Below are 11,196 nucleotides of genomic sequence, written 5' to 3'. Positions count from 1 at the left end.
CTAAAGGGTGGAGTCTTCTCAGAAAACTAGATAATACCCATCGCATACAGGGCAAGAAGCGCACCTACAATACCTAGACGCACCAGATATATCGATGCATATTTTCTGATTTCGGAGTTATCAGGACCCGTTGATAATGCACCAGAGTACCCGAAGGTACCCGGCACACCGTACGCTACAGACCCGACAGTATAGGGGTTCTGGGGTGCTGCATAAGCGGGGACACCAGACTGACCCTGCACTGGATAACCCGCCGACAAGGCAGGATGCGCCACATGGTGTTCCGCACCCCGACCCGTCAACTGTACATCGGAATTATTGCCAGATACGTTTTCTACCGGCTCGTGAGCCACATTTTACCTTTCACACCAAGAGCACTCGAATGGGGCACGGTGCGGCACCCCGCAGTGGTTATACACCGGGTTTCGTGAAGTAGTCCTTATGGTTCATCCACGAGGCATGCCGGACGAAAATAATCGAGAAAATAAGCTCTGCCACGGGTACTGCCCCAGCCACGAGGAATATGATAAAAATGGCAAGTAATCCCGAGGATCCAAACGCCGTTATCATCGCTATACCGCCCAAGAGCATTAAACCAGCAAGCACAATCCCCAGAGACGAAAGCACAATGCCAATAATGTTAATGACAAGCACCCTCACATGGTGCTGATTTTTCCTGACGGCAAGCAGCCCAAAAATATGACATATCGGGTACGCGATAAAAATGACAAGGAAAATCGACGACCCCGTGATTGCTGAGGTGTTATCTTCACGGCATATCCGCTGCGAGTATTCACTCCACGAGTAGCTGCCGGTTCCGCAGTCGCTAAGTTCGATGATCGCACCGATAAGGTTGAAAGTCATCGCAACAATACCGATCGCAATAAGAGCACCCACAATGCACAGACGCAGCAGGTACATCAGCGAACGTTTGCGGACAATCTCATCGTGCGGGTTTGCCGGATATGCAGTGTACGGGTATGCGGCTGGATTCGGCACTGCATATCCCGAATATCCGGGTACGACATGCGGATTCGCATAGGGATTTGGAGGCGTCGATGGACTCGGCGCAGGGTATCCCGGTTGTAACCCAACATACCCTGGCGCTGACGGAGCAGTCTGCTGGTTCTGGGCGTTGCCGGAGTTGTTGGGGTTTTGTTTATCCTCGGGTGAGGGATCCGACTTTGAGGTACGCCCGCTGTGTTCGTGCTGCGATGCGCCGCCGGTTCCGGCGGTTTTATGTGCGGTGCTGTCCCCCGAATGCTCGTCTACAGGCGACGTCGCCGAAGATTCCTGCGGCGTAGTTCTAGGTTCCTCAGGCTGACGGGAAGAATCATCGTTTTTCATGGGGTCTGTGCTCATATGTACATCCTCGTTACCGGTAATTTTTGTGTAGCCCGGCGCGCGGGTGCCTCGCTACACCAACGTTGGGTTATGTCATACACTACCACGCTTGCAGGGAGTAACGGCTGCAATCATGGCACGTTGGGGAGCGGATGAGCTCAGGAACTCATTACGGTATATCAGAGTCTGAGCGGTGTGTACTCTGTGCTTCGGCCTTAGTCAGCGTATGGTCGTTGACTGCCTGGTCTTCAGACAGGGAAGACTCTTCTGACAGTTCGCGAGTCTCTTGGGCTTCACGTTCGGCACGGGAGGGGAACCTGCGGAAGATCAGGAAGACGAATATAAGGGAGCATAAAATCTCGATCACGAAGGACGCCATAATCCAAATGGTCAGAATGGGGTACGAGCCTCCCAAGAGTTTCCATAGTGTTCTTGGCCCGTGAATAAACACCAAAATATAGGCGAAAAATCCGGTGATAACGGATGCCGCCAGGGCGCTGAACAGGTTTCCCACCATAACAAGCCCCATAGATTTATTCCGCGCATACGCGACCGCAAACCAGCCGTGCAGAGACAGGTACATGAGGGGAACCGCGCCGATAGGGTCAAGCCCGATAGCCTCGAAAAAATACACCAGCGTCAGTGCAGGCACCACGAGGAAAAGCATGCGGACAAGGTACAGGCGCCGCACGGGTGGCGGCGTGGAACAAGCCTGATCCCAAAAACCCGGGTTATATTTTTCGCTCATAGGTACCCTGTCTGCCGCTGGCGTTGTGAAGCACTGCCGGAGGCGCCATCGAGAAAGCACTCAATACTACGGTACGAGATGAAACTGAGATAACGCTGAAACTTACGCCCTATTTACTGAAGCGTCACCAAGAGCTTGCAGAACGCAGCAAAAATTTCAGAGTTTATCCCTCGAAAATCCCGCGGGCACGATCCTTACGCACGGTGTGCGCCGGGAAAATTCGGCCGCTCATGCTGATGTAAACGCCCGGTTCCAGCAGGTTAAGTGCGGAAATCGCAGCCCCCAGGTTGAACCCCGCATCCGAATGCGCCATGACCGCCGGCTGCATGGCACCGGTCAGCACCACAACCTTTGACCCCAGATCGGCGTGCTTGGCGATGTATCGGGCGGATTCGCTCATTGTGTCGGTCCCGTGGGTGATGAGAACCTGGTCGTGTTCAATCGCGTTGAGGGCGGCAACGAGTTCGGCGCGGTCTTCGTCGGTCATATCCAGGCTGTCTTTGCCGATGAGCGCGCGAATATCAAAACGAATGTCGGTGAGCACTCTCGACAGCACATCGTGCGCGGCAGGCTTGCCAATATCGAGGGTGCCCGCCACCGAGTAGAACTTATCGATAGTTCCGCCGGTTGCCAGGATAGTGATAACGTCCGGGTTTTTGATGGTGCTCATGGGCGCGGGCTCCTTAGGGGCTGAAACATCGCCGGGGGTGTATCTTTGCCCCGGTACCGCATATATTCTAGGGCATTGGAGCGATTTTCTTTACGTTCTGTGGCAAGAATTAGACAGCTACGCTTCACCCACTATCCGTCTAAATTTTAATGCCGGGGAATGCATCTGCTTTTATTATCAGATAAAGCATACAGAAGCATTGCCTAGATATCTCCGGGATACCATCAACGGCGGGTTTTCTAGTGTCATCAGCTGGTCGTCAACAGGAAAACGTCTCCTACCGCTCTGCCCGTAGAAGATAACAGTCTCTATCAGTATATTCTTCAGGGCAGCCTCAAGAATCATTAGAGAATATCAGTTACCCAAATCAATACTTCGAGAGATCCTTTCTAGCATCATTTACCAACTACATAGCCAGAAAAAGAACATAGGAATATTAGTTTAATTATTTTAAAACCGTAGCCAAAAACGGCGCTGAAGCACTATCTTCCACCGTGGCCACCTGCTCAGGTGTTCCCGTGGCAACGATCTGACCGCCTCCCTCTCCCGCGCCAGGGCCCATATCAATCACATAATCAGCCGTTGCGATAATTCGCATATCCAACTCGACCATCACTACCGTATTACCAGCATCAACCAAAGTCTGAAGATGCGATATCAAACGGTCAGCATCTGAACAGTGCAGACCGGTAGTGGGTTCATCAAGTACATACAGAGTGTCGCCGCGTTGTGCCCGTTGCAACTCCGTGGCTAGTTTGACGCGCTGTGCCTCACCACCAGATAACTCAGTCGCAGGCTGCCCCAAACGCAGGTAACCCAAGCCGACATCTCTCAACGCAGCCAGTGAACGCGTAACCTCCACTTCGCCGTCGAAAAACCCCAGAGCTTCCTCTACACTCATTTCTAAAATTTGGGACACATTCTTACCACGCCAGAGTATTTCTAAGGTGCTTGACTGGTAGCGGGTACCTTGGCAGTCCGGGCACTTTGTGTACACCGAGGGTAAGAAGAGTAGCTCTACCATCACCGACCCCTCACCTTCGCAGGTGGGACAGCGCCCGCCCGCTACGTTAAAGGAGAATCTGCCTGGTTTGTATCCCCGGCGTTTGGCTTCTGTTGTATCGGCAAAACGACGGCGCACATGGTCAAAGAGCCCTGTATAGGTGGCAATATTGGAACGAGGTGTTCGCCCAATAGGTTTCTGATCGATGGCAACCACGCGGCGTATACCGCTGAAATCACCTTCAACAGTTCCCCTCGTTTCAGGGGCCTGTTCGGCCCTTAAAATTTCATCTCCCTCTACGGGTGTTTCATCTACCTGCACCGTTTTACCTAGTCGATGACCTATCAGTTGAGGTAGGCACTGGCTGACTAAGCTAGATTTCCCCGAACCTGAAACACCTGTGACGGCAGTGAGAACCCCTAGTGGGATTTGTACATCCACGTTATGGAGATTATTTCGGCTAACTCCAGAAAGTTTTATCCACTGCTCAGGTTTCCGAGGAGTATGCGGTGGGAGCCCACTGCCTCCAAAGAGATAACCGCGTGTAAGAGATTCCTGGACGTGGGCTAAACCATCAACTTCACCGCTGTAAAGGACTCGACCACCATGTTCTCCAGCTCCCGGCCCTACATCCACAATCCAGTCAGCATGTTGCATTACTTCAATAGAATGTTCCACCACAAACAGACTATTTCCCCGTGCTTTGAGTCCGTCAAGAACGTCAAGAAGCGCACGGGTGTCTTGAGGATGTAGACCAGCAGAAGGTTCATCTAATACATAGACCACACCAAAAAGTTCAGACGTCAGCTGAGTAGCTAAGCGCAAACGTTGCAGTTCACCACCGGAAAGGGTAGGAGTCATTCGATCAAGAGAAAGATAGCCTAAGCCGAGGTCGATAATGGGGCGAAGACGCTCAATGAGGACAGCGGCCAGCCGAGAGGTAGCGGCAAGTTTTTCAACAGGCTGAGGGGGATTTTTATGAGCTTCCGGTTCTGTCTCAGCAACAAGTTCACTTGTGTGACTGCCTGACTCTGTAGCTTCTTCTCCCCTTTTTTGGTGTAAGCTTTGCCCGAGCGTTTCTTTCTCATCTGCCTTCATAGTGATTGTGTGGGAAGCATCTTCAACAGCTTTTTCAAGAAGATTGGTTAGCTCATAGAGAGGGAGCTGGGAGAAGTCAGCAATATCTAACCCTGCAAAGGTTACTGAGAGAGCCTCTGGTTTGATGCGTTTACCGTGGCAGGCTGGGCAAGGGATTGATGTGAGAAACTGCGCTACCTTGCGTTTCATGGAGGCACTTTTAGTATTAGCAAAAGTATCCAGTACATAGCGTTTTGCACCCACGTAGGTGCCGCTATAAGAAGGTTCAACATGTGCTTGTTTAGCCGCTTGAGCCTCAGCAAGTGTCATACGCGAATAGACCGGTACATGTGGTGTTTCGTCCGTATAAAGAATCCAGTCGCGATCTTTTTTGGGAAGATCTTTCCAGGGGATATCTACATCGTAGCCAAGTGCCACCAATACATCTCGAAGCTGATGACCGTGCCAGGCGGTAGGCCAAGAAGCTATGGCTCGTTCACGGATGGTTTTGGTGGGATCGGGAACCATGTGATCTTCGGGTACTTCATAGACTCTGCCAATTCCATAGCATTGAGGGCATGCCCCCTGCGGGGTGTTGGCAGAGAAATCCTCGGCATAGAGCATGCTCTGATGCTCTGGATATTGGCCGGCGCGTGAATACAACATACGAACCAGGCTTGAGATGGTCGTGATGCTACCAACGGTCGACCGGGAGTTTTGTCCACCTCGCTGTTGTTGCAGGGCTACAGCGGGGGGCATCCCTGTAATGGAATCGACGTCGGGCACTCCCGCTTGATCGATAAGACGGCGGGCATAGGGGGCCACCGACTCTAGATAACGGCGCTGCGATTCTGCATAGAGGGTTCCGAACGCGAGGGAAGATTTACCTGATCCTGACATGCCGGTAAAGACCACGAGAGCATCACGGGGCACAGAAAGATCAACATTGCGCAGGTTATTTTGACGTGCGCCCAATACTTGAACATTTGGCTGGATGTGAGTTTCTTTATTTGTGGTGGATTCGGGTAAATCGCTCATAGATGAATTTGACCAATCGCTTCTGTGTGAGGCACCGGTAGCCTCAAAATCGTTGTGATCTTTTGTCGTTTGCCATTTTACTCCCTATCCCGGCGATTCGTAGACAACGATTTTTATTCTCTTTCACATGGGGGGGGGTGAAGATCTTGTTCTACCACCTCTATGCTATGGTAAGTTTGCTGAGGAACTAAAAGTCCCTTGAGGTTGATAAAACACTCGCTCTCCTGTGAAGTATGTTACTGATCCGCACGGTAGCATTCCTGCCGCTCAGTAATTAATTCTTGAAAAAAGGAATAGGTAGAGGGGATTAAGATTTCGCTTAATTCCCTCTATTTTTTAAGTCTTACCAATACGAGGTATTAGTTTGAGTGGCTTCAATAAATTTGGCATCAGCCCACACTTCAGACTCGATCTGAGCCACATCACGCATCCGTAAAAGTCTCCTCCGGCCGGTGCATCGCTGAACAATTCCGAAATAATCCCGTCTGAGGGTCAAACAAAGCCTTCGCGTGAGCGTCCCAATGAGTCACCCACCTACCGCCGGAACACAGAACGCACCCATACCCCAAGACGTACCCCAACCTTCTCCGGACCAGGCAAAACCGTCCGCATAAAAGCCTCCACGAACCTTTTCACCCAGGACATACCCACCTCACACACAACACTGGCAATAGGAAGGAATAGCTTCCAGAAAACCGTAGGAGCAACCATAAAAAGGAACCAGCACACAACAGGATGCTCACATAAAACTTCAAAATCTTTCATGAGTCTCTAAATCCTCCCCGCCACCATCGACATCAAAAAAATTTTCTCGAACACAACAACGCACACCCAGACCACGACGACATGAATAACTTTCATAAGTGAGTCGGGGATAAACAGGAAAAACGCAACAAGTAGAGTAAAAAACTTTCCCGACCTCAACCCGCAGAGCATCTACTAATACATCCCTTAAACCGTCTACGCTTTACACCCCCACAGGTTAGGGTGCTCTGTAGGGTGTACACAGGTGGAGACCGGATCGGCGACACCACGAAACGAGGCGCTCAATAATGTATTACGCATGTGGCAAGTAAAAACACGGCACCGCCCGACAAAAAACTTGCAACATCACACCAGCAAGCGGTTCCAAGACACAAAAAATGTAGTCACCCTAGGGAAACCGTAGGAGCAACCGCCTCAAAGCTCATATCATATTGAACCCATATGATATGACATGGAAAGGAACAAAATTACTTATGCTTCAACATTTGTAAACCTTATGAAATATTATTTCCTCGCCTTCTGAACCTTAAACCATGCGATTTCGCGGTAGAACGGGTTCTGCGGAGTCACATCCATGAAGGAATCCTGAGCCGATGCCGCATCGTCGTTCATATTGGCGGCACGGTAACGAGTATAAATATAGATAACAGGTTTCCCCCCACTGTTTCCCTGCGCATAACCAACATTTCCAATAATGCTTCCGCCTGTGCGACCTTCAAAGCTGCCAGTTTGTACTTTTTCTTTAGATAACTAAAATGAAAGAATATCAATAGTTCGAGTTGTTTTCTGTTTCGATTGTCTAGTATGAGGTCATTCACTGGAAAAATCGTTCCAAACATTCCAAAGCCCAAAAACAACTACAAAGACAATGAATAATACAATGAGGATGATAAAAATACCGAAAATCTTTTCACCGGTGTTTAGTTTTTCATCATCCCGCAAATTGCTTTTAGTGGTCATGGTTATTTTCCTTTCTTCCGATATTTTTAATATCAAGAAAATATTGACAAGACTAGGCCGAAGAAAATGACCAGAATTTCAAAATTCGTTCCAATAAAATCATCTAAAGTGACTTACGCTTCCCCTTTAGCAGTAGTGATAGTCCCGGTCTCTACCACAGACCGAACAATCGACAGCATCCGCGTAATCAGCTCTATCAGCAATCGTGACCAACAAAAACTTTGGGCTAGGCGGTAAATCCTGTTCGTATGCCCAATTAACCATCCGAAAAGACATTGAATCTATATATCCTCTAAAGGTCTTCTAAAACCGATGTTTCTAAGCCGCTACTAGAGCTGTCCACGGAGCCGCGTGTGTCAGCTCATCCGGTGCGATCTGTAATCCCCAATCCTGCAAAAGGATTACATACCGATACATGCGTGCTTGCAAAATCTACTCGGGTTCTCCTACACAGGCAGGCGTGTCAGACCGGCTTCGAGGAAAACAAAACTTCAGCTTGGATGAGTTATTTACACTTGCTGGTGCGCTTGATCTAACTGTTGGTGATCTCCTTGGAAACAGCATTGTCTCCGCACATGTTCCCGCTCCTTCGTATATAGAAGAAGGCCAAGGACGGATTAAACGAAAAGTCGCCCCGATCGGCTTCATACCGAAAGGGGCGAGATACCAGATTCTTTCTGGTGAAGAGTGCGCCCTGTGGGGCTCGAACCCACGACCTGCGGATTAAAAGTCCGTAGCTCTACCAACTGAGCTAAAGGCGCGCCGTCCCGCGTGAACGCGAAGACATCATCTACTATACACTACAAATCCGTCACGAGTCGCCTTCGCAGATATGATTTTCGTCCGGCTGAATCCTTCGAAAAACTCGTGCCCTGCCCGTTACACTAAACTCCTATGACTCATCGTGCACATCATCGCCCAGTATCTCAGCCCAGCGAAAAGTTTGAGCGCCGCGTCGGCGGTGAAGATCCCGCCGCCCGTGATGAGGCGGCGCATACGTCTGCCCGCATTCTGCTGGAGCGCGGACGCCAAAACTCTGATCCGGAGGTTGCCGCCCGGCTCATAGACTTCACTGACGAATACGGTATTGAGGCGCTTGCGCAGCTCTGGTCTCATTCACCCGCGCGTTCCCTCCCCGGCGCGCTATGGCGCATGTATTCCCTGCGCGACATGGTACGACGCTACCCGAAGGCCACCGCACAAGCGTTCTCTACCGGTATGGGTGCCGATTACCGTTCGCATCTGCTGGCGGGGGTACCAGACCCGCCAGGCGCCTCCGAGGTCGTCAAAACGGCGGACAAAATTCTGGCCGGTCTCTACAGCGGCGATATTGATATAGCTCTCGAACGTTTTGCGGCGTTCGCGCGCGTGGTGGCACTGGGGCTGCGTCTCAACTATGAGCGTGCAGATATTAGCCGACTTTCTGGCAACCCGCAGGGGGTGCATCCGCCCAGTCACGAGGTTCGCCGCGAAGGCATTGAACGCATGTTCCGCGTGCCCGAACAATCCCGAAAACTCGTGAAAATTGCCGAGGATTTGGAGGCGACCGCCGCGCACTGGCGGGCAAGCGGCGGACTCGAAGCATTGTAGCCCCGCACAGTACTCGCGCGCTATCAAATCCCGGGAAAATACAGGATTCGGAACTGATGCCGGGTGTTCTGCTTAGAGCTCATGTACCTTGACGGAGGCTCGGCGCGGGCGGATAATTTAAGACAAGATGTCGGGTTGCTAATAGGTAGCCCCGGGCTCCAAATCATTTGCCGCTTCGAGCGGCCTTCCGCCGAGAGGCGCTCCCAGCCCGACATCGCTAACGTTCACAGCGGGAAGGCTTTTATGTAGCCTTCCCGCTGTTGTATTCTCAAGCCGCCGCGCGGGAAGCATGAGACCCGCGCACCCTCAGCACACCCGCGTTAGACTGTAACTATGTTGCACCGCATCTTTCCACAAGCCAACAGCTCACTCACCTCGCTTGCACAAATCTCGGTGCAGGTGGCGGAGGCGGCGGCGCTCCTCTCCGAAATGGTTGGCTCGTCTACCTCCGAATACCCCGAGCTCTTCGACCGCATGCTGGTGCACGAGGCGAACTCAACCGACCTGTTCTTCATGACCCTCACCACCGTGCGAAGCTCATTTGCCACCCCGGTACCCCGCGAAGACCTCTACACGCTGGCTCGCAAACTCACGAACGCGGTCGAAAAGCTCACAAGTGCCGCGCACATCCTTTATCTGCACAAAATTGACGGTTTTGCCCCGCATATCACCGCGATACTCGACATTATTCAGCGGCAGGCGGTGCTGACCGAGGCGGTGATCCCCAAGCTCGCCGATATTAAGGGCCTGGATAACTATTGGATGGATATGCTGCGTATCTCGCGCCAAGCCGTTCGTACCGCCGAAGAATACGATGCAGAACTCGCCGAACGCTTCCCGATGGAACGCTACCGCCGGTACACCAAGTTCATTGCCCAACTGGTTGAGGCGGCGAATGCGATGCGCGGCGTGTCTTCTGAGATCGGGCGTATTATCGTGCAGGAGTCCTAGTGGTTCTGCTCAGTATTCTGTGTGTGGGCGCGTTTCTTTCCGCGATTTTTGTGACCGGCATGCACGATGCCTCCAATGCGATCGCGGTGCCGGTACGCACCCGCACGATGGGCGATACCGCGGCTCTGATTACCGCCGCGCTGTTCAACGGTATCGGGGTGTTTGCGGCGTATCTGCTGATCACCGATATGAGTGTGCCCTGGATTGCCGTTCCCAGCGGGCATTTGGGCCTTCCGGGGCTGACCGCCGCGCTTATCACCGCCGCCTTATGGGGTGTGGCGACCTGGGCCTTACGCATGCCAGCTTCCTCAACGCACGCCCTCATCGGCGCCCTTGCCGGGGTGGCGTGGTATGCCCGGGTTGATGGCGAAGGCTCACGGTTTATCCCCGCGATTTTTGATGCCACCCTGCTGCCGCTTCTTTACCTGCCGCCCCTGATTTTCCTCCTCTCCTGGCTTTTAGTGCTCCCGTTTTACCGACTAGCTATCCGTTCTTCGCCCAGCAGCGTGAACCGGCATTCGCGTGAGGTGCTGGCGGTGTCGGCATCCGCAATTTCGCTTCTGCACGGTATGCAGACCGGATACCTGTACCTGTTGGTGCTGCACGTGCTGGGTGCGGTTTTTCCGCTTCCCACGCGGGATCTTCTCCCCTGGCATGTGCTCACTATTGCGCTGGCTCTGGCGGCGGGCACGCTCACGGGTGGGCGGCGCATCGGCTACACCTTCGCCTACCGTATGGTGCGCTTAGACCCGATGCGCGGCGCGGTAGCTCAAGGCACCACGGCTCTTATGCAGGCGCTCGGGTACTTCCTGCTGCAGCTGCCGTTCTCGTCTTCGCACCTGGCGACCGCATCCGCCCTGGGGGCTGGGGTGAATCAGCGGTTTAACTCGGTGAAGCCGAAGATCGTTGCGAACATTATGCTGACCTGGTTTGTCACGCTTCCGGCATGTTTTTTGTGTGCGATCGCCCTTATGATGGCTCTTGATGGCATATTTGGGTAGAATTTTTACCCCTAATGTGGGCTGGAATGCTCGCTTATTCCCGCGCAAC

The 11,196-nt window shown here is 52.3% G+C and carries 9 protein-coding genes and 1 tRNA gene; 3 read left to right on the top strand and 7 right to left on the bottom strand.

The annotated features are described in order from the left end of the window. Positions 1 to 26: 26 nt before the first annotated feature. The 7 genes from HMPREF2804_RS01850 to HMPREF2804_RS01815 all read right to left on the bottom strand — a co-directional run bounded on the left by HMPREF2804_RS01850 (position 27) and on the right by HMPREF2804_RS01815 (position 8,366). Positions 27 to 353 (bottom strand): hypothetical protein, encoded by a 327-nt coding sequence (locus tag HMPREF2804_RS01850; protein WP_246822661.1) that lies wholly within the window; start codon positions 351 to 353, stop codon positions 27 to 29. Between the two features lie 58 nt (positions 354 to 411). Further along, positions 412 to 1,362: a hypothetical protein gene (locus HMPREF2804_RS01845; protein WP_070450541.1), complete on the bottom strand. Its 951-nt coding sequence runs from the start codon at positions 1,360 to 1,362 to the stop codon at positions 412 to 414. A gap of 151 nt (positions 1,363 to 1,513) precedes the next feature. Beyond that, on the bottom strand, positions 1,514 to 2,092 hold the full coding sequence (locus tag HMPREF2804_RS01840) for a peptidase (RefSeq protein ID WP_246822662.1): 579 nt from the start codon (positions 2,090 to 2,092) through the stop codon (positions 1,514 to 1,516). Between the two features lie 163 nt (positions 2,093 to 2,255). After that, a complete protein-coding gene (locus tag HMPREF2804_RS01835; RefSeq protein WP_070450547.1) occupies positions 2,256 to 2,762 on the bottom strand; it encodes an asparaginase domain-containing protein in 507 nt (168 codons plus the stop codon). Positions 2,763 to 3,207: 445 nt separating this feature from the next. Continuing rightward, positions 3,208 to 5,880 carry an excinuclease ABC subunit UvrA gene (locus tag HMPREF2804_RS01830; RefSeq protein WP_070450550.1) on the bottom strand — a complete coding sequence of 891 codons (2,673 nt, stop codon included), beginning with the start codon at positions 5,878 to 5,880 and terminating at the stop codon, positions 3,208 to 3,210. A 1,575-nt stretch (positions 5,881 to 7,455) separates the two neighbouring features. Further along, positions 7,456 to 7,605 (bottom strand): hypothetical protein, encoded by a 150-nt coding sequence (locus HMPREF2804_RS11050; RefSeq protein WP_168160765.1) that lies wholly within the window; start codon positions 7,603 to 7,605, stop codon positions 7,456 to 7,458. 688 nt (positions 7,606 to 8,293) lie between these two features. After that, positions 8,294 to 8,366, bottom strand: a tRNA-Lys gene (locus HMPREF2804_RS01815). Positions 8,367 to 8,499: 133 nt separating this feature from the next. Here HMPREF2804_RS01815 and HMPREF2804_RS01810 point away from each other — a divergent pair. The 3 genes from HMPREF2804_RS01810 (at position 8,500) to HMPREF2804_RS01795 (ending at position 11,147) form a co-directional block, all read left to right on the top strand. Further along, a complete protein-coding gene (locus HMPREF2804_RS01810) occupies positions 8,500 to 9,195 on the top strand; it encodes a histone acetyltransferase (RefSeq protein ID WP_070450559.1) in 696 nt (231 codons plus the stop codon). Between the two features lie 333 nt (positions 9,196 to 9,528). Continuing rightward, positions 9,529 to 10,146: a DUF47 domain-containing protein gene (locus HMPREF2804_RS01800; RefSeq protein ID WP_004005702.1), complete on the top strand. Its 618-nt coding sequence runs from the start codon at positions 9,529 to 9,531 to the stop codon at positions 10,144 to 10,146. Then, the gene (locus HMPREF2804_RS01795) at positions 10,146 to 11,147 is read left to right on the top strand and encodes an inorganic phosphate transporter (protein WP_004005701.1); all 1,002 of its coding nucleotides are present in this window, start codon (positions 10,146 to 10,148) and stop codon (positions 11,145 to 11,147) included. The genes HMPREF2804_RS01800 and HMPREF2804_RS01795 overlap by 1 nt, the downstream gene beginning before the upstream one ends. Positions 11,148 to 11,196 lie beyond the last annotated feature (49 nt).

It is taken from the genome of Rothia sp. HMSC065G12, from assembly GCF_001811455.1.
Taxonomy (GTDB): Bacteria; Actinomycetota; Actinomycetes; order Actinomycetales; family Micrococcaceae; genus Rothia; species Rothia dentocariosa.
This window is presented reverse-complemented; position numbering and strand designations above follow the sequence as displayed.

Coding starts and splice junctions, on each gene's coding strand:
- HMPREF2804_RS11050 (WP_168160765.1), bottom strand. CDS start 7,605: ATGACCACTAAAAGCAATTTGCGGGATGATGAAAAACTAAACACCGGT.
- HMPREF2804_RS01840 (WP_246822662.1), bottom strand. CDS start 2,092: ATGAGCGAAAAATATAACCCGGGTTTTTGGGATCAGGCTTGTTCCACG.
- HMPREF2804_RS01810 (WP_070450559.1), top strand. CDS start 8,500: ATGACTCATCGTGCACATCATCGCCCAGTATCTCAGCCCAGCGAAAAG.
- HMPREF2804_RS01830 (WP_070450550.1), bottom strand. CDS start 5,880: ATGAGCGATTTACCCGAATCCACCACAAATAAAGAAACTCACATCCAG.
- HMPREF2804_RS01845 (WP_070450541.1), bottom strand. CDS start 1,362: ATGAGCACAGACCCCATGAAAAACGATGATTCTTCCCGTCAGCCTGAG.
- HMPREF2804_RS01835 (WP_070450547.1), bottom strand. CDS start 2,762: ATGAGCACCATCAAAAACCCGGACGTTATCACTATCCTGGCAACCGGC.
- HMPREF2804_RS01800 (WP_004005702.1), top strand. CDS start 9,529: ATGTTGCACCGCATCTTTCCACAAGCCAACAGCTCACTCACCTCGCTT.